Annotated in this window: 27 protein-coding genes; 16 read left to right on the forward strand and 11 right to left on the reverse strand. The window is 55.0% G+C overall.

Annotated elements, in window-relative coordinates; all coding sequences use genetic code 11:
* Positions 1-86: 86 nt before the first annotated feature.
* From BEI65_RS05765 to BEI65_RS05840, 16 genes are all read left to right on the forward strand, one after another.
* Positions 87-551: a phage tail protein gene (locus tag BEI65_RS05765; RefSeq protein ID WP_099062516.1), complete on the forward strand. Its 465-nt coding sequence runs from the start codon at positions 87-89 to the stop codon at positions 549-551.
* On the forward strand, positions 539-994 hold the full coding sequence (locus BEI65_RS05770; RefSeq protein WP_099062517.1) for a phage virion morphogenesis protein: 456 nt from the start codon (positions 539-541) through the stop codon (positions 992-994). Before BEI65_RS05765 ends, BEI65_RS05770 begins: the two co-directional genes overlap by 13 nt.
* 91 nt (positions 995-1,085) lie before the next feature.
* Positions 1,086-1,724, forward strand: coding sequence for a phage baseplate assembly protein V (locus BEI65_RS05775; protein WP_099062518.1), 639 nt, complete (start codon positions 1,086-1,088; stop codon positions 1,722-1,724).
* An 11-nt stretch (positions 1,725-1,735) separates the two neighbouring features.
* Positions 1,736-2,068 (forward strand): GPW/gp25 family protein, encoded by a 333-nt coding sequence (locus tag BEI65_RS05780; RefSeq protein ID WP_369804748.1) that lies wholly within the window; start codon positions 1,736-1,738, stop codon positions 2,066-2,068.
* Positions 2,068-2,976 (forward strand): baseplate J/gp47 family protein, encoded by a 909-nt coding sequence (locus BEI65_RS05785; protein WP_099062520.1) that lies wholly within the window; start codon positions 2,068-2,070, stop codon positions 2,974-2,976. Before BEI65_RS05780 ends, BEI65_RS05785 begins: the two co-directional genes overlap by 1 nt.
* Complete coding sequence (locus tag BEI65_RS05790; protein ID WP_099062521.1) at positions 2,969-3,580, forward strand: phage tail protein I; 612 nt, start codon at positions 2,969-2,971, stop codon at positions 3,578-3,580. Before BEI65_RS05785 ends, BEI65_RS05790 begins: the two co-directional genes overlap by 8 nt.
* Positions 3,577-5,025: a phage tail protein gene (locus tag BEI65_RS05795; RefSeq protein WP_099062522.1), complete on the forward strand. Its 1,449-nt coding sequence runs from the start codon at positions 3,577-3,579 to the stop codon at positions 5,023-5,025. The genes BEI65_RS05790 and BEI65_RS05795 overlap by 4 nt, the downstream gene beginning before the upstream one ends.
* Positions 5,025-5,648, forward strand: coding sequence for a tail fiber assembly protein (locus tag BEI65_RS05800; protein WP_099062523.1), 624 nt, complete (start codon positions 5,025-5,027; stop codon positions 5,646-5,648). The genes BEI65_RS05795 and BEI65_RS05800 overlap by 1 nt, the downstream gene beginning before the upstream one ends.
* Before the next feature lie 292 nt (positions 5,649-5,940).
* Positions 5,941-7,113: a phage tail sheath protein gene (locus BEI65_RS05805; RefSeq protein WP_099062524.1), complete on the forward strand. Its 1,173-nt coding sequence runs from the start codon at positions 5,941-5,943 to the stop codon at positions 7,111-7,113.
* Between the two features lie 10 nt (positions 7,114-7,123).
* A complete protein-coding gene (locus BEI65_RS05810; protein WP_099062525.1) occupies positions 7,124-7,639 on the forward strand; it encodes a phage major tail tube protein in 516 nt (171 codons plus the stop codon).
* A gap of 77 nt (positions 7,640-7,716) precedes the next feature.
* On the forward strand, positions 7,717-8,070 hold the full coding sequence (locus tag BEI65_RS05815) for a phage tail assembly protein (protein WP_232518994.1): 354 nt from the start codon (positions 7,717-7,719) through the stop codon (positions 8,068-8,070).
* 11 nt (positions 8,071-8,081) lie between these two features.
* Positions 8,082-8,204, forward strand: a complete 123-nt coding sequence (locus BEI65_RS05820; RefSeq protein ID WP_099062549.1) for a GpE family phage tail protein — start codon at positions 8,082-8,084, stop codon at positions 8,202-8,204.
* On the forward strand, positions 8,197-11,118 hold the full coding sequence (locus BEI65_RS05825; protein WP_099062526.1) for a phage tail tape measure protein: 2,922 nt from the start codon (positions 8,197-8,199) through the stop codon (positions 11,116-11,118). Before BEI65_RS05820 ends, BEI65_RS05825 begins: the two co-directional genes overlap by 8 nt.
* A gap of 11 nt (positions 11,119-11,129) precedes the next feature.
* Positions 11,130-11,594, forward strand: coding sequence for a phage tail protein (locus tag BEI65_RS05830; protein ID WP_099062527.1), 465 nt, complete (start codon positions 11,130-11,132; stop codon positions 11,592-11,594).
* Positions 11,591-12,682 carry a phage late control D family protein gene (locus tag BEI65_RS05835; RefSeq protein ID WP_099062528.1) on the forward strand — a complete coding sequence of 364 codons (1,092 nt, stop codon included), beginning with the start codon at positions 11,591-11,593 and terminating at the stop codon, positions 12,680-12,682. The genes BEI65_RS05830 and BEI65_RS05835 overlap by 4 nt, the downstream gene beginning before the upstream one ends.
* Before the next feature lie 73 nt (positions 12,683-12,755).
* The gene (locus BEI65_RS05840; RefSeq protein WP_006322501.1) at positions 12,756-12,977 is read left to right on the forward strand and encodes an ogr/Delta-like zinc finger family protein; all 222 of its coding nucleotides are present in this window, start codon (positions 12,756-12,758) and stop codon (positions 12,975-12,977) included.
* A gap of 150 nt (positions 12,978-13,127) precedes the next feature.
* On the opposite strand, the gene ptsG is transcribed toward BEI65_RS05840, so the two are convergent.
* The 11 genes from ptsG to BEI65_RS05895 form a co-directional block, all read right to left on the reverse strand.
* Positions 13,128-14,561 (reverse strand): PTS glucose transporter subunit IIBC, encoded by a 1,434-nt coding sequence (gene ptsG, locus BEI65_RS05845; protein ID WP_099062529.1) that lies wholly within the window; start codon positions 14,559-14,561, stop codon positions 13,128-13,130.
* Positions 14,562-14,899: 338 nt separating this feature from the next.
* Entirely contained in the window at positions 14,900-15,676 is a 777-nt protein-coding gene (locus BEI65_RS05850; RefSeq protein WP_099062530.1) for a metal-dependent hydrolase, read from the reverse strand.
* Between the two features lie 14 nt (positions 15,677-15,690).
* Complete coding sequence (gene holB, locus BEI65_RS05855; RefSeq protein ID WP_085116242.1) at positions 15,691-16,698, reverse strand: DNA polymerase III subunit delta'; 1,008 nt, start codon at positions 16,696-16,698, stop codon at positions 15,691-15,693.
* Positions 16,698-17,336, reverse strand: coding sequence for a dTMP kinase (gene tmk / locus BEI65_RS05860; RefSeq protein ID WP_099062531.1), 639 nt, complete (start codon positions 17,334-17,336; stop codon positions 16,698-16,700). The genes holB and tmk overlap by 1 nt, the downstream gene beginning before the upstream one ends.
* Entirely contained in the window at positions 17,326-18,351 is a 1,026-nt protein-coding gene (mltG, locus tag BEI65_RS05865; protein ID WP_099062532.1) for an endolytic transglycosylase MltG, read from the reverse strand. Before mltG ends, tmk begins: the two co-directional genes overlap by 11 nt.
* Before the next feature lie 13 nt (positions 18,352-18,364).
* Positions 18,365-19,162 carry an aminodeoxychorismate lyase gene (gene pabC / locus BEI65_RS05870; protein ID WP_099062533.1) on the reverse strand — a complete coding sequence of 266 codons (798 nt, stop codon included), beginning with the start codon at positions 19,160-19,162 and terminating at the stop codon, positions 18,365-18,367.
* 176 nt (positions 19,163-19,338) lie between these two features.
* Entirely contained in the window at positions 19,339-20,580 is a 1,242-nt protein-coding gene (gene fabF / locus BEI65_RS05875; protein WP_099062534.1) for a beta-ketoacyl-ACP synthase II, read from the reverse strand.
* Between the two features lie 81 nt (positions 20,581-20,661).
* The gene (gene acpP / locus BEI65_RS05880; protein WP_004719003.1) at positions 20,662-20,898 is read right to left on the reverse strand and encodes an acyl carrier protein; all 237 of its coding nucleotides are present in this window, start codon (positions 20,896-20,898) and stop codon (positions 20,662-20,664) included.
* A 154-nt stretch (positions 20,899-21,052) separates the two neighbouring features.
* Complete coding sequence (gene fabG / locus BEI65_RS05885) at positions 21,053-21,787, reverse strand: 3-oxoacyl-ACP reductase FabG (protein WP_012006331.1); 735 nt, start codon at positions 21,785-21,787, stop codon at positions 21,053-21,055.
* A gap of 11 nt (positions 21,788-21,798) precedes the next feature.
* Positions 21,799-22,728: an ACP S-malonyltransferase gene (fabD, locus tag BEI65_RS05890; RefSeq protein WP_099062535.1), complete on the reverse strand. Its 930-nt coding sequence runs from the start codon at positions 22,726-22,728 to the stop codon at positions 21,799-21,801.
* 16 nt (positions 22,729-22,744) lie between these two features.
* The gene (locus BEI65_RS05895) at positions 22,745-23,698 is read right to left on the reverse strand and encodes a beta-ketoacyl-ACP synthase III (protein WP_085116235.1); all 954 of its coding nucleotides are present in this window, start codon (positions 23,696-23,698) and stop codon (positions 22,745-22,747) included.
* Positions 23,699-23,701: the final 3 nt, after the last annotated feature.

Genomic DNA, 23,701 nt, shown 5'->3' on the forward strand with positions numbered 1-23,701 from the left:
AGCCGAATCGAAACCGCTAACAGCCAAATAGCCGGCCTGCAAGACTACATCCGCAACGTCTGCCTGGCGCAACCGTAGGAGGCATCATGTTAAAACCGGACTCACTTCGCGCGGCCCTGAGCGGTTCCGTAAGCTATGTGAAGCAAAATCCTGACTGCCTGCACATTTTTATCGATAAAGGGGTGATTTATTCCACCCTGGCACCATCGCTGTCTTTTGAATATCAGTACACGCTTAACCTTATCGTGACCAGCTACGCCGATGACGCCAATCTGCTGATCGTCCCTATTCTGCATTGGTTGCGTACCCATCAGCCGGACATCATGGCCAACCCGGATAAACGCGGGGATGGCTTCACCTTTGAAGCCGATTTCCTGAACAATGCCGTGCGGGATATCAGCATTGATCTGAAACTGACCGAACGGGTGATCGTCAGCGAGGACAACGGCAAGCTGAACGTCAGGCATGTGGATGAGCCATTGCCACCGAGTAATCTCAGCAGCTTTGAGATCTGGATGAATGGCCGCAAGGTGACAGAGTGGGCAGCTTAAGCGATTTTCAGGAACTAGATGAAACGCTGTCTGTATTGCTACAGCAGCTTTCCCCGCAGTCCCGCCAGGTATTTACCCGCCAGGTGGCCAAAGAACTGCGCCAGCGCCAGCAAAAGCACATCCAGGAACAGAAAAACCCGGACGGTTCACCGTACATACCGCGCAAAAACAAGCGGCAGGACAAGCACGGACGTATCCGCCGCAAGATGTTTACCCGACTGCGCACCGCGCGCTTTATGAAAACCGAATCCAACACCGATGAAGCCGCCGTGACGTTTGCCGCTGGCGTAACCAATTTATCCGCCGTCCACCATTACGGCCTGCGGGATAAGGTCAGCCCCGACGGCCCGACGGTGCGCTATGCACGCCGACAGTTGCTGGGCTTCACCGATGCCGACCTTGAATGGATTAAGGATCTGGCACTGACACACATCGCCAAATAATCCCCCGCCTTACTGACCACGCCGCCTTGTGCCATCGCTGGCACAAAGCACACAAAATGCCCCACGCGCCCGCACGCGGCACACTGGCAGCATGAAAGCATCCATCGCCGAACTAAAACGCCTCCTGGCTAACATTGTGCGCATTGGCACCGTATCCGAAGTGGACACGGCCAAAGGCCTGTGCCGCGTGAAGATCGGGAAAAATGAGACCGACTGGCTGAACTGGTTGACGCTGCGTGCCGGGCGCGTGCGCTTTTGGTCTGCCCCGTCGGTTGGCGAACAGGTAATTGTGCTGAGCATCTTCGGTGAACTGACCACGGGCTTTGTACTGCCGGGAGTCTTTTCGGATCAGTATCCCGCCGCCTCGGCTTCACCCGATGCTGTTCGTCTGGATTTCCCCGACGGCGCGGTCATTGAGTACGAACCTGAAAACAGCACGCTGACGGCAAAGGGCATGAAACAGGCCAATATTCAGGCATCTGAAAAAGTCAGCGCCACCGCCAACGTCGTGATAGTGACGGCCAGCCAGATGATCACCCTGGATGCGCCAGTGGTGGAATGCACCAATAAATTGATTGCCGGTTCACTGTTGCTCAAATACGGCGGCGAAATGTACGGAAATATCACCCACACCGGCGGCAGCTTTAATTCCAACGGTGTGATCATCCACATCCATTATCACGGCAACGTGCAGAACGGCGGCGGTAACACCGGGGGGCCAGCATCATGATGTATCTCGGCATGAACCGAAATGACGGTAAGGCTATCAGTGAGATCGAACACATCCGCCAGTCGGTCAGCGATATCTTGATCACGCCCGTCGGTAGTCGTGTCATGCGTCGTGACTACGGTTCGCAGCTATCGACCCTGATTGACCAGCCACAAAACCCCGCGCTGAAACTCCAGATGATGGCCGCCATTTATGGCGCGGTCCTGCGCTGGGAAACCCGCATTTCACTCACTGCGATCAATCTCGCTTCCAGCGTTGACGGCGAAATGGTGGTTGATTTGGTCGGCAACCGGACGGATACCGACGGTCGCATCCAGTTTTCCTTACCGGTCAGGGGGCAATAATGGCCACTATTGATTTGAGCCTGCTACCGGCACCAAGCGTAATTGAACCGCTTGATTTCGAGTCGATATTTTCTGAGCGAAAAGCCTGGTTTATCTCCCTGTTCCCCGAAGATAAGCAAGAGAGCATCAGGCGAACGCTGCAATTTGAGTCGGAACCTATCGTTAAGTTGCTGCAGGAGAATGCGTATCGGGAGGTATTGCTACGCCAGCGGGTTAATGAGGCAGCGCAGGCGGTCATGCTGGGGTATGCCGCAGGCAGTGACCTCGACCAGCTCGGCGGCAATTATAACGTTGCCCGACTGGTGATTACCCCGGCCGACGACAGCACATTGCCCCCTGTGGCCGCCGTCATGGAAAGTGACAGCGATTTCCGGGTGCGTATCCAGCAGGCCTTTGAAGGGTTGAGCGTGGCCGGGTCGGTCGGCGCGTATCAATTCCATGGTCGCAGTGCTGACGGCCGCGTCGCCGACGTGTCGGTCACCAGCCCAACACCGGCGAGCGTCACGGTGTCGGTGTTGTCCCGCGAGGGTGACGGCACAGCCAGCCCGGAGCTGATTGCGATTGTTGCGGCGGCACTCAATGCCGAGGATGTGCGGCCGGTGGCTGACCGGGTGACCGTACAGTCGGCGACGATTGTTCCCTATGTGATTGAGGCTGTGCTCTACCTGTTTCCGGGGCCGGAGGCCGAGCCTGTTCGACAAGCATCGGAGCAAAGGCTCAAGGCCTATATCAGCACGCAGCATCGCCTCGGTCGGGATATCCGTCTGTCGGCCATCTATGCCGCGCTGCATGTGGAAGGGGTGCAGCGGGTGGAGCTGAAAAGCCCGGCGGCCGATATCGTTTTAGACGAGACGCAGGCATCAAGCTGTTCACGCTACCAACTGACTGTTGGGGGATCCGATGAGTGATGGTCGCTTGCTGCCGGTTGGGTCGTCACCGTTAGAAGTGGCAGCAGCCACGGCCTGCGCTGAATTTGCACGGGTGCCGGTACCGCTGCGACAGCTCTGGAACCCGCAAACCTGCCCGCTCAATCTGTTGCCGTATCTGGCGTGGGCATTTTCTGTCGACCGATGGGATGAGCACTGGCCGGAGGCGACAAAACGCAGCGTTGTCGAGAGCGCGCATTTTGTTCACCGGCATAAAGGCACCATCAGCGCACTGCGGCGCGTCGTTGAGCCGCTGGGTTATCTGATTGAGGTGCGCGAGTGGTGGCAGCTCAATGAGACCCCCGGCACGTTTCGGCTGGTTGTCGGCGTACTGGAAACCGGCATCACCGATGAGATGTATCGGGAGCTGGAGCGCATGATAGCGGACGCCAAACCGGCCAGTCGGCATCTTGTCGGCCTTGCGATTAGTCTCTCCAGCGCTGGCGCTGGCCATGTGGGGACAGCCAGTTACAGCGGCGATGCACTGACCGTTTATCCCTATTTACCCGAAACCATTTCTGTCGGCGGCACCGGTTATTGCGGTGCGGCAATTCATCTTATCGATAACCTGAGAGTAAACGCATGACAGCAAAATTCTTTGCCATTCTGACCAATCAGGGCGCGGCGAAACTGGCGAATGCGGCCGCACTCGGCACCCGAGTTGATATGACGCATATCGCTGTCGGGGACGGTGGCGGCGTCCTGCCAACGCCTGACCCAGCGCAAACGGCCCTTAAGGGGGAAAAGCGTCGCGCGGCCATCAATTTGCTGGCCATTGACCCCGGTAATGACAGCCAGATTATCGCCGAGCAACTCATCCCGGAAAATGAGGGCGGTTGGTGGATTAGAGAAATCGGTCTGTTTTCTGCTGACGGCACGCTGATTGCGGTTGCCAATTGCCCGGAGACCTACAAGCCGCAGTTGCAGGAAGGCAGTGGCCGCACGCAAACCATTCGCATGGTGCTGATTGTCTCCAGCACCGAGGCGGTGACGCTTAAGATTGACCCGTCCGTCGTGCTGGCAACGCGGCAGTATGTTGATGAACAAATCGGCCAGCACGAAAAATCACGCAATCACCCCGACGCCACTTTAACGGAAAAGGGCTTTGTGCAACTCAATAGCGCCACTGACAGTAACAGTGAGGTGCGGGCGGCAACCCCTAAAGCGGTGAAGGCGGCGAATGATAATGCGAACACCCGATTATCAACGGCAAATAACCTGAGTGAGATCCGCGTCGCCGGGCGCAATGCACAGTTGGCCGCGCAGGAGAATATCGGGCTTGCTGAATACGGTATTTCCCCGGCGGTTAAGGCGACGATGGGGACGGATTTAAATACGGTCTTGACGCAAGGGGATAGCGTTGTGACCAATCCCACTAATGGACCCATTAATGGCGATACCGGAACTATTTTCTTGCAGGTGAGGACGTGGCAATCAGGTACGGGGGTTACAGGTTACCGTACGGTTCAAGAGGCTATCGGTTACGGTCAATCAGGTAGCACGGGCGGTAGGGTCTGGCGGCGCACGTGGACGGGCAGCGGCTGGAGCAATTGGATTGAGTTTTATTCTGAATCGCGCAAGCCCACCGCTGATGATGTCGGGGCGCTTAGCCGTAAAGATTTCCCTGTAGGCATGCCGCAACCCTGGCCGCTTGGCACCGCGCCGACGGGCTGGCTGAAATGTAACGGGGCGGCATTTGACAAAGCACAGTACCCATTACTGGCACAAGCCTACTCAAATGGCCGTCTGCCTGACCTTCGCGGTGAATTCCTGCGAGGCTGGGATGATGGGCGTGGGGTGGATAGCGGGCGAGCCGTGATGACGCCGCAGGCCGCAACATGGATACAACCCAACATTGAAAATAACCCCACGACTACCAGCATTATGCTGGGTAACGGGGAGGGTGAGTTTAATTCGGGGGTGCTTGGTGCAGTCACCCACTTACCTGACACCGGCAATAATGGGCCTCGTAACAAATGGTATATCCGTCCGCGCAACATCGCATTTAACTACATCGTGAGAGCCGAATAATGAGCAAATACAGCACAGATTTACCCACTGCAACCCTGAATGATGCCGGTCTGGCCGTGACGGCTGGCTGGCTGACGGTTTACAGCATTGAGCCGGTACAGCGTGAGTATCAGCAAGCCGTATTGGAGTATCTCCCGGAGGGCGTAGGCCTGCCTGCGTTGAGTTTCGTGGATAAGCCGGTATTGCCGAGTAAAGCCGGATTGGCGCTGGTGCGCAGCGTTGACGGGACTGCGTGGGAGACGCTGCCTGATTACCGTGGGCAGACAGTTTACAGCACAGTGACCGGCGAACCGCAGACTGTGGCTGTCATCGGTGATTTACCGCGCGATGTGACGCTGGAAGTGCCAGCAACGCCGTTTGATAAGTGGAACGGTAAAAAATGGGTAACTGATACCCGTGAGCAACAGCAAGCGACAGTTGATGCGGCGCAGCAAGAGCTGATGTTACGTCAGCAAAAGGCGGAGAGCGCAATCGCGCCACTGGAGACGGCCATCAGACTGAATATGGCAACGGAGGCAGAAAAAGCGGCGCTTACCGCGTGGGAAACCTACAGCGTACTGTTGAATCGTGTGGATACGACAACCGCGCCTGATGTGGCGTGGCCGCAGTCGCCGGACGCCTAAAAAATAGCCCGTAACGCATGTTACGGGCTGTTCTCTGTTGCGCGGTCTTTCCCTGATGTTGCCGCGTCTTGTCCAGTGACAGTAACCCACCTGATTAAAATCCGTCCAATTGATTGTGTAGATCAATGCGTCGAAATTGATCGGCTAAAACGATCGTGCTGCCCTCCAATGTTTCCTTCACTGCCTTATTGATCACGCGCACCTTGTACCATCACCCACACAAAGCCCACCACATGCATTAGCCGCTCGCCGCAGACACCATAGGGGAACACCGTTACAGGAGATCCACCTAATGGCTCAAGACTATCACCACGGCGTGCGCGTGCAGGAAATCAATGAAGGCACCCGCACCATCACCACCGTCAGCACGGCCATTGTTGGGCTGGTCTGTACCGGTGATGATGCCGACGCGAAAACATTCCCGTTAAACACGCCCGTATTGCTCACCGACGTATTGACCGCCAGCGGTAAAGCCGGCGAATCCGGTACCCTGGCCCGCTCACTCGATGCGATCTCAGACCAGGCAAAACCCGTGACTGTAGTCGTGCGTGTTGCCCAAGGCGACACCGAAGCAGAAACCACCACCAACATCATCGGCGGCGTGACCACCGAGGGCAAAAAAACCGGCATGAAAGCCCTGTTGGCCGCGCAAAGCCAACTTGGGGTAAAACCCCGCATTCTGGGCGTACCCGGTCATGATAATGAGGCCGTAGCGACCGAATTGCTGGCTATCGCGCAAAGCCTTCGTGGTTTCGCATACCTGAGCGCCTACGGCTGTAAAACCGTTGCCGAAGCCATCGATTACCGTAAAAATTTCAGCCAACGCGAAGCCATGCTGATCTGGCCGGACTTCCTGAGCTGGGATAGCGTGACTAATGCATCAGCAACCGCCTACGCTACGGCCCGCGCATTAGGCCTGCGTGCAAAAATTGATGAGCAAACCGGTTGGCACAAAACCTTGTCAAACGTCGGCATCAATGGCGTGACCGGCATCAGTGCCGATGTGTATTGGGATTTGCAGGATACGGCCACCGACGCCAATCTGCTGAACCAAAACGACGTCACTACATTAATCCGCAAAGACGGATTCCGTTTCTGGGGTTCCCGCACCTGCTCGGACGATCCGCTGTTCCAGTTTGAAAACTACACCCGCACTGCGCAGGTATTGGCTGACACCTTGGCCGAAGCGCAAATGTGGGCCGTTGATCAGCCGCTGCACCCTTCCCTTGCCAAAGACATTATCGAAGGCATCAAAGCCAAATTCCGCGAGTTGAAAACCGGTGGATACATTATCGACGGTGATTGCTGGATGGATGAGGCGGTCAACGATAAAGACACGCTGAAGGCGGGCAAGTTGATCCTGGACTGCAACTACACGCCCGTGCCACCGCTTGAGAATCTGCTGCTGCGCCAGCGTATCACCGACCAATATCTGATGAATTTTACTCAGAACGTGAACAGCTAAGGGGGACGCGATGGCCTTACCACGCAAACTGAAATTCCTGAACTTGTTCAACGACGCCAACAACTATCAGGGCGTCGTTGAGGAAATCACTCTGCCGAAGCTGACGCGAAAGCTTGAGCAGTATCGCGGCGGCGGCATGAACGGCAGCGCCGGCGTTGATCTGGGGATCGATGATAGTGCGCTGGACGCAGAAATCACCCTCGGCGGTATTGAGGCCCAGCTTTATAAGCAGTGGGGGATCGCCAAGGTTGATGGCGTACTGCTGCGTTTTGTCGGCTCTTTCCAGCGCGATGACACCGGCGAGATTGTCGCCGTGGAAGTGGTCATGCGTGGTCGTTTTTCAGAGTTTGACTTCGGCAACTACAAACAGGGCGACAACACGCAAACCAAACTCAGCGCCAAAAATACCTATTACAAGCTGACGATGGACGGCGCTGTCCTGCTTGAAATCGACGTGGTGAACATGATCGAAATCGTGGATGGCGTCGATCGCCTGGCAGAACACCGCCGCGCTATCGGTCTGTAACCACCCTGCTTACTTGCATTGATGTTCCATGGCCCTGCTCTTAGGGCCAGCAAACCAGACAAATTTAAGGTTAAACAATGAAAAGCGATAAAACTGCAAACACTGAAATTGATGATAGCCGGGGCGATGCCGTTACCGAACTGCTGAACAAACCGGTGATCCTGGACGTTCCTGTCCTGCGCGGCACCACTCAGATCACCGAAGTGACCGTGAACAAGCCAAATGCCGGCGCGCTGCGTGGTACCCGTTTGCAGGAGCTGATTGAAACCGACGTCAATTCACTGATCGCCGTGTTGCCGCGTATCACTTCTCCAGCCCTGACGGCTAACGAAGTCTCCAGTCTGGATCCGGCAGACCTGTATCAGTTGTCTCAAGCGCTGGCACTTTTTTTCTTACCGAGTTCGGTCAGATCCGATTTCCTGAAAAGCTAACCGTTGAAGACCTGACGGCGGACATTGCCGCCGTCTTTCACTGGTCGCCAGCCGTTACCGACCTGATGCCGCTGGCTGAACTGTTGGAATGGCGGCACAAAGCCATTATCCGCAGCGGGGCAAGTGATGAGTGACAAAAACCTCCGGTTGCAGGTTTTACTGAGTGCGGTCGATAAGATCACCCGCCCGTTCAAATCCATGCAGGCCAGCAATAAAGCGCTGGCCGCGTCGGTTAAAGCCACAAAAGACCAGTTAAAACAGCTTGATACTCAGACCGGAAAAATTGACGGTTTCCGCAAGACAAAGACTCAGGTTGCCGCCGCCGCACAAGCACTAAGCGCGGCCCGTGAAAAAGCGCGCGCTCTGGCTGTAGCATTGAAATCCACGGACGGCCCGACCGCCAAGCAGGCCCGCCAATTTCAGAAAGCCAGGGAAGAAGCGGCCAAACTTCAACAGAAATTCGCAGATCTGCGTCTTTCACTGCAAAACCAGCGCACCGCCCTGCAAAACAGCGGCGTAGCGACAAATCGATTGGGTGAGGCTCAGCGTTCACTGCGGTCTAACATCACCGGGGTAACGGGCGCATTGTCCGCGCAACAGAAACGATTAGACCAACAGGCCCGGCAACAAAAGCGGCTTAATGCCGCGCGGCATCAGTTTGATGAAAGCAATCAGCGCAAAGTGATGGCCGCCGGGGTGGGTTATACGTCAATGGCCACCGGGCGCGCCATGGGCCGTGGATTGGTTGACGCCCTGCATGTGGGCTATGACTTCGATGCGATGATGAGTAAAACCCAGGCAGTGACCCGCATCCCAACCAAAGCCGATCCGCAAATGCAGTCTTTGCGACACCAGGCGCGAACCTTGCCGCTATCGTCAAAATTCACCGATCTCCAGGTGGCCGAGGGGCAATATTTCCTTGGCAGAACCGGTTATTCACCCCAGCAAGTTATCAAAGCGATGCCGGGGATGTTGAATCTGGCCGCTGCCGGTGACATCGACCTTGGTACCACGGCAGATATTGCGTCAAACATCCAAACGGCCATGGGGATCCCTGCGGAAAAAATGGACAGGGTGGCCGACGTGCTAACCGCCCTGTTTACCCGTAATAACGTGGATATTCCCATGCTGGGCGAATCACTGAAATATTCCGCCGGTGTGGGTCGCGAATACGGGCAAAGTCTGGAAACCGTATCCGCCGCCACGGCCATTATGGGTAATGCCGGTATTCAGGGGAGCCAAGCGGGTACAGCGATGCGTGCCATTCTGAGCCGTATCGGTAACAGCGCCACGGTGAAAAAGCTGGGCGTAACAACTAAAGATAAAGACGGCAACATGCGTGATTTGGTCGATATTCTCCAGGATATCGACAAAAAAACATCAAAAATGGGCAACGTCGATCGCGGCAAGATTTTTAAAGACATTGCCGGCATGTATGCGGTCACCGGATTTGGTGAACTGATGCGGGCAGCGTCGGACGGCAAGCTGCAACAGATGCGTGGCGCGCCGGGTGAGTATGACGGGGAGGCCCAGCGGGTTTCCAGTACCATGCTGGATAACATGAAGGGCGACATGACGATGTTACATGCCGCTCTGGAAAACATCAGCGTTGAATTATTTGAAAAAAATGACGCCTGGCTGCGTAAAACAGCAAAAGGCATCAGCAACTTTTTACACGGTGTCGCGGAATTCCTGAAAGAGCATCCGAAAGTCAGCGCCGCCATCGTCAAAATTGGCGTAGCCGCTGCCATTTTAACCACCGTTTTCGGTACTCTGGCCATTGCCGTTGTCGGCCTGCTGGGGCCGTTCGCTCTGCTCCGATTCAGTACGCGCAAGCTCGGGATCCGACTGCTGCCCAACCTGTCACTCAGCATGCTGAAATTCGCCAGCACCACCCCGATCACTAAAAAACAGGTTGTTGGCTTTAGCAAAAAACTTCTGGATGCGGGTAAAAATGCGCTGACCTTTTCCAAACAGCTTCTTGGCGGCGCTGGGCGCGCTGTCGTGTCTTTTGCATCATCGCCGCTACAGACGGCAACCAAAGGGATAAAGGGGATTGGCCGCGTGTTTGCCTGGCTGGCCAAATCCCCACTGCGCTTCCTTCGTTTTGCCCTGGGCGGACTGGGGAGCATGTTCGGCATTTTGGTTAGCCCGCTTGGGCTGATCACTGCCGCTGTCGTCGGCGCAGGCCTGCTGATTTACAAATATTGGAAACCCATCAAAGCTTTCCTGGGCGGCGTGGTTGATGGGTTTAAAACTGCGGCAGCCCCCATTAAAGACGCTTTCGCACCACTAATGCCGGTATTCACCTGGATTGGTGACAAAGTTAAAGCGTTGTGGGGTTGGTTTACCGATCTTCTAACGCCGGTAAAGTCGACCAAAAAAGATTTGGATAGCGCGGCATCAGCGGGGAAAAAGTTCGGTGAGTTTCTGGCGGCCGGCATTGATTTAGCCCTTACCCCGCTGAAACTACTCATAGAATCAATTAAATGGGTGCTGGGCAAACTGGATGAAGTTAAAACCAAGTCAGAAAAAACGCGCATCTTAGCGCAGACAAACCCTGGCGTGGCAGATGCAGCCCGCCGGGCTGGTGTGGTATTGACGCCTGGCCCGCAAGGCAACTCAGTAGCGGCAATACGCCGGCGTTACACCGGCGAGCACGACAGCGGCGGCAGGATCCCCCTGGGGAAATTTGGCGTGGTGGGCGAATATGGCCCGGAAATTGTCAACGGGCCGGCTAATGTCACCAGTCGCAAGAATACCGCCGCCATGGCGGCAGTGGCCGCGTTATTTATGGGCGGCCCCGCTACCGCATCGGATGCACCTTTGCATCCCTACAGCCTGCCGGGGAGCCAGTACCCGCGAGGGGCCACGACATCACATCACCAGGGCGGCGCTACTTACATCGACATTCACGCCCCTATTCAGATTATCGCTCAAGCCCACCACACCCCACAGGACATTGCACGGGAAGTGGCGCGGCAACTGGATGCACGGGAACGGCAGGCAAGATCCAGAGCGAACAGCAGTTTTAACGATATCGAGTGAGGACGATCATTATGATGATGGCATTAGGCATGTTCGTGTTCATGCTGCAAACCGTTCCATACCAGGAGTTTCAACACCAGATGGCCTGGCGGCATCCGACCAATAGCCGCGTCGGGCTTCGCCCACAAAGCCAGTTCCTGGGGCCGGATGATGAAACCATCACGTTGAGCGGTGTTTTGCTGCCGGCATTAACCGGGGGCCGTGTTTCCCTGATGGCTATCCAATTAATGGCCGAGACCGGCAAAGCCTGGTCGTTGATTGAGGGGAGCGGCGCAATACATGGCATGTTTGTGATTGAAAGCCTGAGCCGCACCAAAACCCTATTCTTTGCTGATGGCTCCGCCCGCCGCATTGAATTCACCATCACGCTTAAGCGCACGGATGAAGGGTTAAAAGACATGTTCGGCGATTTATCTCAGCAATTTGAAGACCTGGCCGGGCAAATTTCCGATACCGTCGGCGGGTTCCTGTCATGAGCCTGATCGATACGTTGGACAAACTCGGCGGCGATAATACCCCGGCGTACTCACTTAACATTGAGGGCGTTGATATCACCGGAAAGGTGAAGGAAAAATTAATCAGCCTGACGCTAACGGATAACCGGGGTTTTGAGGCTGACCAGATCAATATTGAGCTTGACGATAGCGAAGGCAATTTGAAGCTGCCCCGCCGTGGCGTCAGCCTGGCTGTTGCACTTGGCTGGAAAGATACCGGGGTGATCGATAAAGGGACGTTTATCGTTGATGAAATTGGGCATGCCGGCGCGCCTGACGTTTTGACCATAACCGCCCGCAGTGCCGATTTCCGGCAAACCTTGAACGTACAGCGTGATGCCTCTTACCATAAAAAAACCATTGGGGTTATTGTCAGAACCATTGCCAGCCGTAATAAGTTGGCCGCAGTCATCAACAAGAATGTGGCAGACATTCAGATCGGGCATATCGACCAAACCACCGAGTCGGACGGCAGTTTTATCACCCGCCTGGCAAAAGAAAATGGCGCGGTGGCAGCCATAAAAAATGGCAATCTGCTGTTTTTCAAACAGGGACAAAATATGACCGCGGGAGGAAAACCGATCCCGGCAATCGTTATTAACCGTCAGTCAGGTGATAGTCATCAATTCACGCTAACCGACCGGGGAGCCTATACCGGCGTGGTGGCCAACTGGCTCAATACCCGCACGGCAAAAAGCGAACAGGTGAAGGTTAAACGCCGTCGGGTTAAGAAACCTGCCGTTGCCGATGAAAAACAGGGGGAATACCTGATCGGCAGTGATGAAAACGTGTTGGTACTGCGTCACACCTACGCTTCGAAATTTAATGCGCAGCGAGCGGCAAAAGCGAATTGGGAACGTATTCAGCGTGGTGTTGCCACCTTCTCTATTCAGCTTGCGCACGGACGCGCCGACATATACCCGGAAGCGCCGGTCACGGTTTCAGGTTTCAAAAAGGTGATTGATGAGGCCAACTGGACGTTGGTTAAAGTGACGCATTCATTGAACAACAGCGGTTTTACCACCGCCCTCGATTTGGAGGTCAAGATTGACGATTTGGAAATGGAGTAATGCAAAACAGCAATAATTGTGGATAATTATTAGCAACACTGACCATAGTCAGGGCATCTCGGAGGATCCCGCCATGATGCATTGTCCACTTTGCGGCCAGGCCGCACACACCCGATCATCAAGCTATATCACCTCAACCACCAAAGAACGTTACAACCAGTGCACCAACATCAATTGTGGGGGCACATTCGTGAGTCACGAAACCTTTACCCGCATGATTTCCCAACCGCAAACCGTTGACCCCGTCCAACCCCACCCCAAAAGCAGCGGACAAACCTCATTGATCTTTGGCTAATCAGGCTGCCCGCAGATATGGGCAGTTGTACTTTATCGTTTACTCTGGGTCTAAATGTGGACACTTAAAACAAAAAAACACTTATAAATCAATGTAAAAACAAATAAAAAAGGGAGGCTTTCGCCTCCCTTTGAAACTCCCCTACCTGAATTAATGATTACGGATGTATTCGTCCATATCCGTTTTCAGGTTGTCAGATTTGGTACCAAAAATAGCCTGAACACCCGAGCCTGCGACGACTACGCCGGCAGCACCCAGTTTTTTCAAGCCAGCCTGGTCAACCTTGCTCACGTCCGCCACGCTAACGCGCAGACGGGTGATGCAGGCATCCAGGTTGGTGATGTTGTCTTTACCGCCGAAAGCCTGTACCAGCGCCGCAGACATTTCAGAACCACCCTGTGCAACTTGCTCAGAGATCGTGTCTTCACGACCTGGGGTTTTCAGATCCAGCTTGGCAATCAGCACGCGGAAGATAGTGTAGTACACCAGACCGTAGATGATACCGACGATTGGGAACAGCCAGATTTTGCTGCTGTTGCCGCTCAGAACGATAAAGTCGATCAGACCGTGTGAGAAGCTGGTGCCGTCACGCATCCCCAACAGGATACAGATCGGGAACGCCAGGCCAGCCAGGATGGCATGGATTGCGTACAGGATCGGCGCAACGAACATGAAGGAGAACTCGATCGGTTCGGTGATACCGGTCAGGAACGAGGTCAGCGCAGCGGAAATCATGATACCGCCGACTTTTGCGCGGTTTTCCGGCTTGGCTGAGTGCCAGATGGCAATCGCAGCAGCAGGCAGACCGTACATTTTAAACAGGAAGCCACCGGACAGTTTACCCGCAGTTGGGTCACCCGCCATATAACGTGGAATATCGCCGTGGAACACCTGACCCGCTGCGTTGGTGTATTCACCAATCTGCATTTGGAACGGCACGTTCCAGATATGGTGCAGACCGAACGGCACCAGCGCACGTTCAACCACGCCGTAGATACCAAACGCCACTACCGGGTTCTGATAAGCCGCCCACTGGGAGAAGGTCTGGATAGCCGTACCGATTGGAGGCCAGATGAAGGACAGTACTACGCCCAGAACGATTGCCGCCAGGCCGGAAATAATCGGCACAAAACGCTTACCGGCAAAGAAGCCCAGATATTCCGGCAATTGAATGCGGAAGAAGCGGTTAAACATATAGGCAGCGATGGAGCCGGAGATAATCCCCCCGAGCACACCGGTATCCGCCAGGTGTTTGGCCGCAATCTCTTCAGCCGGCAGGTGCAGCACCAGCGGCGCAACCACCGCCATGGTTTTCACCATGATGCCGTAAGCCACTACTGCGGCTAACGCGGAGACACCGTCGTTATTGGTGAAGCCCAGGGCAACACCGATGGCAAAAATCAGCGGCATGTTGGCGAAAACGGAACCGCCGGCTTCCGCCATCACGTGTGAGACTACCGCAGGTAGCCAGCTAAAGTTGGCGGAACCGACGCCCAGCAGGATACCTGCGATAGGCAATACGGATACCGGCAGCATTAGCGACTTACCTACTTTTTGCAGGTTTGCAAATGCGTTCTTGAACATAGTTGAGTGTGCTCCTGAGTAATAGTGCTTTGCTACTTTTCGCGATTCTTCGCGTTGCAAGGGGGGGAGAAAAAACCCCTGCAATTCAGGGTGTCTGAGCACCCCTTGAATTATTACGCAGAGTAAAATAAATAGGCTGCGCAATGTTTGATGACAGTCACGTTTCGATGAACAAAACCGGGTATTTTTCTTATATCGCTTATTTTTTGTTAAAAATGAGCAAAAAACGCCCGTAGCTCGCCCGAAAACGGGTGGGAACATTACCCGTTTCGGCGATTAATTACGAGCTTAAAAAAAATTCAGATTTCGTTAACCCCAGCTATAGCCTAGGCCAAAGATCAGAGTTCGATGTGAAATAAGCGTGAAAAGTTGGCGGTGGTGGTTTCGGCCAGCGTTTCCAGGCTCACGCCCTTCAATACCGCCATGTATTCAGCCACATCGCGCACATAGGCAGGTTGGTTTTCTTTACCGCGATGCGGCACCGGAGCCAGATACGGCGAGTCGGTTTCCACCAAAATACGATCCAGCGGCACGTAGCGCGCTACCTCACGCAGTTGATCTGCATTGCGGAAGGTCAAAATGCCGGAGAAGGAAATGTAGAACCCCAGATCCAGCAAGGCCTCCGCAGTAGCACAATCCTCAGTAAAACAATGCAACACACCGCCGCAGTCCTGGGCATTTTCTTCACGCAGGATCGCCAGCGTGTCTTCACGCGCATCGCGGGTATGCACGATCACCGGTTTGTTCAGATCACGACCGATACGGATATGTTCACGAAACGACGCTTGTTGCAGTTCGAGATTATCTTTCTGATAGAAGTAATCCAGCCCGGTTTCACCCAGTGCCACTACCTGCTCTGCCGCCGCCAGACGGCGCAGCTCAGCGTAATCGTAACCTCCTTCCAGATTGAGTGGATGTACCCCACAGGAGAACGCCACGTCGTCGCGAGAGCCAATCAGCTGGGTCATCGCCTGATAGCCCGGCAAGGTGGTAGCAACCGCCAACACGTAACCCACATCGCGCGCCTTGGCCTTCGCCAGGGCATCATCCACGTTTTGGTGCAGCGTTTGGTAATCCAGGCCGTCAAGGTGACAATGAGAATCTACTAACAACATAATATTTAACTCTTTTACAGCGAATGAGGGTGGGAATAGCCGGTAGCGCCGAGCATCTGCTCCCAGCCAAGTAACTGTTCGGTCAGCAGCAGTTCACGGTTAACGCCGACGACGCTCAGCAACTGATGACGGCAATGAAGCCATTGCTGCAACCCTTGCTGCAGCGAAGTGCTGCTCAGGCGACTGGCCAGTTGGTGCACCAGCGGCTGCTGATCCTGATTCAACACAAAGCTGGCGGCCCCCTGTTGCCACTTCATGGCGTCCATCAATAACGCGCATAACCAGTGTAGCCGTTCAGCAACGTCTTCGTGATTCAACACCGGCAACAAGGACAGCATGTCATGCTGCGGCAATGCGGCACTCAGGGCGCTGCACAGCGCGCTGCGCTGCTGCCAACGTTCTGGCTGCAGCAACTGTTCAGCAGCCAGCGGGGCACCATCGTGCAGGCGCAAGGCCGTCAGGAGATCAACCTGATTACCCGGCGTTTGACGGTTCAACCATTGCAGGCTGAGCTGCTCATCCGGGCTGGCAAGGTGCCAATATAAACAACGGCTACGCAGCGTCGCCAACAAACGTGAAGGCTCACGGCAACTCAACAGGAAAAAAGTTTTTTCTGGCGGTTCTTCCAGCGTTTTCAACAAAGCGTTGGCGGCGGCCTCGGTCAGCAACTCCGCCTGTGGCAGCCAAATCACCTTGGCGCCGCCCTGCTGCGCATGCGTATAAAGGATTTCAATCACCTGACGAATGGGTTCCACCCCCAGGCTGCTTTTGCCTTTTTCCGGCGTCAGCACGTGATAATCCGGATGGTTACCCGCCAGCATCAATCGACAGCTATGACATTCACCGCAGCTTTTCTCACCGTTGCGGCGCTGGCAGATCAGCCAGCGACTCAGCCCATAGGCCAGCGCATCCTCACCATTGCCCGCAGCGGCATGCAACAGCAGTGCGTGATGACCGCGACCGGTCGCATATTGTCCGACCAATTGCCGATAAGGGGTGTTCAGCCACGGATACCAGTTCATTACACGCCTTCCTGCTGCTGCAGCCATTGGCTGACGCTACGGCGGATCGCCGCCGTCACCTGCTCCAGCGATTGAGAAGCGTCAACGGTGACGATAGAGTCATCCTGTGCCGCCAACTCCAGGTAACGCGCGCGGGTGCGTTCAAAGAATGGCAGTGCCTCTTGCTCGATGCGATCCAGTTCGCCGCGCGCACGAGCCCGCTGCAGGCCCACTAACGGCGGCAAATCCAGGTAAAGCGTCAGGTTCGGCCGAAAATCTCCCAGTACCGTGTCACGCAGCGACGCCATCAGTTGTTGATCCACACCCCGGCCACCACCCTGATAGGCTTGAGAAGACAAGTCGTGACGATCGCCAACTACCCAGGCACCGCGCTCCAATGCCGGTTTGATCACCGTTTCCACCAGCTGTACGCGGGCTGCATACAGCATCAGCACCTCGGCCTTGATGGTCGGCAGTTCGCCATCCACGCCGCGCTTGAACAGGTCACGCAGTTTTTCTGCCAGCGGCGTGCCACCCGGTTCACGGGTAAAAGTAATATCGTTGATGCCATGCTCGCGTAGTACGTTGACCACGGTATCGCGTGCGGTAGTTTTACCCGCACCTTCAAGCCCTTCGATAACCACGAATTTACTTTTCATTCTTTTCCTTTAACGCCTGTCGATAGGCGCGCACTGCCTGATTATGGCTGGCCAGGTTAGTGGTAAATTGATGCCCACCCTTGCCGTCGGCAACAAAGTACAAATAAGGCGTTTTCGCCGGATTGGCAGCAGCTTCCAGCGAGGCCTGACCCGGCATGGCAATCGGCGTTGGCGGCAGACCGTTGATCACATAAGTGTTGTACGGCGTCGGTGTTTCCAAATCTTTGCGGGTAATGTTGCCATTATAACTGTCACCCATGCCGTAGATCACCGTCGGGTCGGTCTGCAAACGCATGCCAATACGCAGGCGGTTAATGAATACCGACGCCACTTTAGTGCGCTCCTCCGGCACTGCGGTCTCTTTCTCAATGATCGAGGCCATGGTCAGCAACTGTTCCGGCGTCTTGTACGGCAGGTCTGCCTCACGGCCCTGCCAGGCGCTCTCAAGCGCTTTTATCATACGCAGATGGGCTCGTTTCAACAGCGCCATATCGCTCATGCCTGCCGTGTACAGATAGGTATCAGGGTACAGGCGCCCTTCCGGGCTGGTGCCTTCCGGCAGCCCCAGCGCTTCGGCGATTTCCGCCTCGCTTTTACCGGCCAGCGTATGTTTGAGGTATTTCGACTGTTGCAGCACCATCAGCCAGTCACTCAGACGGGAACCTTCAATAAACCGCGCGCTGAATTGGGCTTCTTTACCGCTGGCCAACAGTTTAAGCATTTGACGCACCGTCATGCCCGGTGTAAAGCGGTAGGTCCCGGCCTTAAACTCCGCCAATTGCGGCTCCAGGCGCAGCAGCCATGGGAACCACTTACCGTTGCGGATCAGCTTGTCGCGTACCAGCAACCCTTCCAGCGCCACTCGTCCGGTCCCTGCCGGCAGTTTAAAAATGGCTTCCTGCTGGATCGCCAATGGCGTATCCGCGAAGCGTTCAACCTTCTGGTAACCCCAAAACAGCAGGCCCAATACCAGAACAACAATAATAGAAACGAACTTCAGCTTTCTTTTCTTCATCAATCAGCCATCGTTAACAGTGTGGGCGCAAAAAATCATACAGTTGGCGTGAAGGGTAACGCCATGATTGCGCAGTATTGACCGGCAGCAACGGCATTAACGCATTGCTCACCAGCACTTCTTCGGCATCGGCCAGCGTCTCCAGCGGCTCACTGACGCAATGCAGCGAGTATTCGCTGCCCGTCAGCAGCTCAATCACCCGACGACGCATCACCCCGGCCACCCCGGCCTGACCCAAGTCCGGCGTAAAAACCGCTTTTCCCTTACGCCAGAACAAATTAGCCGCACAGCATTCCACCAGCATACCGGCAGTGTCAAGCACCAGCGCCTCGTCGGCGGCCGTCTGGTCAAGATGCGTGCGGATCAACACCTGCTCCAAACGGTTCAAATGCTTCAGCCCAGCCAACAGGGGATTACGCCCCAGCGCTACCGGACTGAGCGTCAGGCTGATGCCCTGTTCACGCCATGGCAGATAGTGCATCGGGTAGCTGCTGCGAGAGACAATGCGGGTAGGAGCCTCACAGCCTTTCGGGCTGTAACCCCTGCCACCGCTGCCGCGCGTCAATATCGCTTTGACCACGCCCAGAGGGATAGATTCTGCCGCGTGCACCATTTCATCTTCCAAAGCGCTCCAGTCACAGGCTGGCAGCATCAGCCGTTGTGCCGCCAACTGCAGTCGCTCGATATGCCAGGGCAACAGGTCGATTTTACCCTCGGTCACCCGGGCAGTCGTGAAACAACCGTCGCCAAACTGCAAACCGCGATCGCTTGGCGCGAGTGCATTATGCTGATACCCATTAATCCAGTACATAGACTCCCCCTGACCGCTTTGGTATCACTACAGAATAACAGGCGCAGGTGCCATTAGCAGCAGCTTGCCGTTTGGCTATAACACCGGCAAGCAGAGCTTTCCGAGTCACGGGCCAACGCCATAAAAAAAGCCCGGTTTAAGAAACCGGGCTTTTATAGCATCTGCCAACTGAGGTATTACACCTTGCGGAAGATCAGTGAACCGTTGGTACCACCGAAGCCGAAGGAGTTACACAGTGTGTACTGCATATCACTCACCTGGCGCGCTTCGTGCGGAACAAAGTCCAGATCGCAACCTTCATCCGGATTATCGAGGTTGATGGTTGGCGGAACGGCTTGGTCACGCAATGCCAATACGGTGAAGATCGATTCGATCGCGCCTGCAGCACCCAACAGGTGGCCGGTCATCGATTTGGTCGAACTGACCATCACGCGCTGCGCATCGCTGCCAAATACCGACTTCACCGCCTGCGTTTCGGCTTTGTCACCGGCCGGCGTTGAGGTGCCGTGCGCATTGATATAACCGATTTGTGACGTAGTCACACCGGCATCACGCAACGCATTTTCCATCGCCAGCGCTGCGCCCGCCCCATTCTCAGGAGGGGACGTCATGTGATAAGCATCGCTGCTCATCCCAAAGCCGACAACTTCAGCATAAATCTTGGCGCCGCGTTTTTTAGCGTGCTCGTACTCTTCCAGTACCATCATGCCGGCACCGTCACCCAGAACAAAACCGTCACGGTCTTTGTCCCATGGGCGGCTGGCCGCTTGCGGGTTTTCGTTACGGGTCGACAATGCGCGTGCTGCGCCAAAGCCGCCGACACCCAACGGGGTACTGGCTTTCTCTGCCCCACCGGCCAGCATGACGTCAGCATCATTGTAAGCAATGATACGCGCGGCATGGCCAATGTTGTGCACACCTGAAGTACAGGCGGTGGCGATCGAAATGCTCGGGCCACGCATGCCGTACATGATGGTCAGGTGGCCTGCAATCATGTTAACGATGGTTGACGGCACAAAGAACGGACTGATTTTCCGTGGGCCACCGTTAACCAGTGAACTGTGGTTTTCTTCAATCAAACCCAGGCCGCCAATACCGGAGCCGATAGCGGCACCAATGCGGCTGGCGTTAGCCTCGGTGATATCCAATTGCGCATCCTGCATAGCTTGCATGCCGGCCGCGATACCGTATTGGATGAAGGCGTCCATCTTGCGCGCATCTTTGCGTGAGATGAAATCCTCTGAATTAAAATCCTTTACCAGGCCAGCAAACTTGGTCGCATAGGCTGTGGTATCGAAATGGTCGATCAGGCTGATGCCACTCTGACCGGCAAGAAGAGCTGTCCATGTGGACTCTACCGTATTGCCGACAGGAGACAACATGCCCAGTCCGGTCACAACTACTCGACGCTTAGACACGTTTGTCCTCCAAGGAGGGAAAATATGACACTAGGGATAGAAAAAACTTAGGCGGTCGAGTGACCGCCTAGATATGTTCTCTTACTGCTGGCTGGCGTTGATGAAATCAATAGCTGCCTGAACAGTAGTGATTTTCTCAGCTTCTTCGTCTGGAATCTCTGTGTCGAACTCTTCTTCCAGAGCCATTACCAGCTCAACGGTGTCAAGAGAATCAGCACCCAGATCTTCAACGAAAGAAGCGTTATTTAAAACTTCTTCCTGTTTAACACCCAACTGCTCAACAATGATTTTCTTAACGCGTTCTTCGATAGTGCTCATACTCTTAAATTTCCTATCAAAACTCGCTTTCGCGATGGTTTTCGTAGTGTATAAAATGTTGAAAAAGATGCAACTAAATCCCGGCTGGTCAAACCACGATTTTACGCTATTCTGCGGTTTTTACCCCAAATAACGCAAATAGTTTTCGCATTTTTTAAATCATGTACATGCCGCCATTGACATGCAACGTTTCACCGGTGATGTAGCCAGCCTCATCAGAGGCTAAAAATGCAACAGCGCTGGCGATTTCTTTAGCATCCCCCAGCCGATTGGCTGGAACTGATGACAAAATGCCTGCACGCTGATCATCTGTCAACGCCCGTGTCATGTCCGTCTCAATAAAGCCAGGTGCCACGACGTTGACCGTAATGCCACGCGAAGCAACTTCACGTGCCAAAGACTTACTAAAACCAATCAAACCGGCTTTAGCCGCCGCGTAATTAGCCTGCCCTGCGTTCCCCATGGTTCCGACTACAGAACCGATGGTGATGATACGGCCAAACCGCTTTTTCATCATAGCTCGCATTACCGCTTTTGACAGACGGAATACGGAAGTCAGATTGGTGTTCAGGATATCCTGCCACTCATCGTCCTTCATACGCATCAGGAGGTTATCACGCGTAATACCGGCATTATTCACTAAAATGTCGATTTCGCCAAATTCAGCACGAATAGATGCCAGAACGCTGTCGATAGATTGAGCATCGACCACATTCAACGCAAACCCTTTGCCGCTTGCACCCAGGTAGCTGCTGATAGCCTCAGCGCCGCTTTCACTGGTGGCGGTGCCGATAACTTTAGCACCACGTGCTACAAACGTTTCTGCAATAGCCCGGCCAATACCCCGGCTAGCGCCGGTGACCAGAACAACTTTACCTTCGAAGCTCATTGTTTTCCTCTTTATTGTTCAAGCGCCGCTGTCAGGCTGGCTGCGTCATTAAGCGCCGCCGCCGTCAGGGTATCAACAATACGTTTAGTCAGACCGGTCAGAACTTTACCCGGACCAACCTCTAGCAGCAGCGTAACGCCCTGTGCTGCCATAAACTCTACGCTCTCGGTCCAACGCACCGGGCTGTACAACTGACGCACCAGCGCACTGCGGATCGCTTCTGGATCGGTTTCGGTGCGAACGTCGACATTATTCACCACCGGCACCTGTGGCGCACTGAAGGTGATTTCCTGCAACGCGATGGCCAGCTTGTCTGCAGCCGGTTTCATCAGTGCGCAGTGCGAAGGCACGCTCACCGGCAACGGCAGCGCACGCTTGGCACCTGCGGCTTTACAGGCCGCGCCTGCACGTTCAACCGCTTCTTTATTGCCGGCGATCACTACCTGGCCTGGTGAATTGAAGTTCACCGGCGAAACAACCTGCCCCTGGGCAGATTCTTCACAAGCCTTGGCGATAGCCGCGTTGTTCAGGCCGATAATGGCGGACATCGCGCCAGTACCTTCCGGCACAGCTTCCTGCATCAGTTTGCCGCGCAGCTCAACCAGACGGATTGCCGCCTGGAAATCCAGCACGCCCGCACACACCAGCGCCGAGTATTCACCCAGGCTATGGCCGGCCATGATTGCAGGCGCTTTACCGCCCTGCTGCTGCCAGACGCGGAAAATCGCTACGGAAGCCGCCAGCAATGCCGGCTGCGTCTGCCAGGTTTTGTTCAGCTCTTCCGCCGGCCCTTGCTGCACCAGTTGCCACAGGTCGTAACCCAGAACGGAAGAGGCTTCGCTGAAGGTCGCTTCAACGATCGGATATTGAGTGGCCAAATCGGCCAGCATGCCCAGAGTCTGTGACCCCTGGCCTGGAAAAACAAAAGCAAATTGCGTCATTTTTTCTTCCTGTTAATCAGAAACGAACCAGCGCCGAGCCCCAGGTAAAGCCGCCGCCAAAGGCTTCCAGCAGCACCAGTTGGCCGCGTTGAATTCGTCCATCACGCACCGCTTCATCGAACGCTGCGGGGACCGAGGCGGCCGAAGTGTTACCGTGACGATCGAGCGTCACTACCACTTTCTCCAGCCCCATACCCAATTTTTTCGCCGTCGCGCTGATAATACGCAGATTGGCCTGGTGTGGCACCAGCCAGTCCAGCGAGCTGCGGTCCAGATTGTTGGCCTGCAAGGTTTCATCAACGATGTGAGCCAGTTCGGTAACCGCAACCTTGAAGACTTCATTACCCGCCATGGTGACATAGGCCGGTTTGTCTTGATCCTGACGATCTTTGAACGGCAAGGTCAACAAACCGCCGTAGCTGCCATCGGCATGCAGATGGGTCGACAGGATGCCGGGTTCTTCAGAAGCCCCCAACAGCACGGCGCCTGCACCATCACCAAACAGAATGATAGTGCCGCGATCTTCCGGATCCAGCGTGCGTGACAATACGTCAGCACCAATCACCAGAGCATGCTTCACCGCGCCGTTTTTAACATACTGATCGGCGACGCTCAACGCATAGGTGAAACCGGCGCAGGCCGCAGCCAGATCGAATGCCGCACAGTCCTTAATACCCAGCAACTGCTGCACCTGGCAGGCAGAACTTGGGAATGCGTGGCTCGAGGTGGTGGTAGCCACCACGATCAGCCCGATGTCTTCTTTAGCCACACCCGCCATTTCCAGCGCTTTTTCAGCAGCATGGAAGCCCATCGTCGCAACGGTTTCATCCGCGGCGGCAATACGGCGTTCACGGATACCGGTACGAGAGACGATCCACTCGTCAGAGGTATCCACCATTTTTTCCAGGTCAGCGTTGGTGCGCACTTGTACGGGTAAATAACTCCCCGTACCGAGAATCTTTGTATACATGTA

Origin of the sequence: Serratia sp. BW106 (genome assembly GCF_002607755.1) — a bacterium.
Taxonomy (GTDB): domain Bacteria; phylum Pseudomonadota; class Gammaproteobacteria; order Enterobacterales; family Enterobacteriaceae; genus Serratia; species Serratia proteamaculans.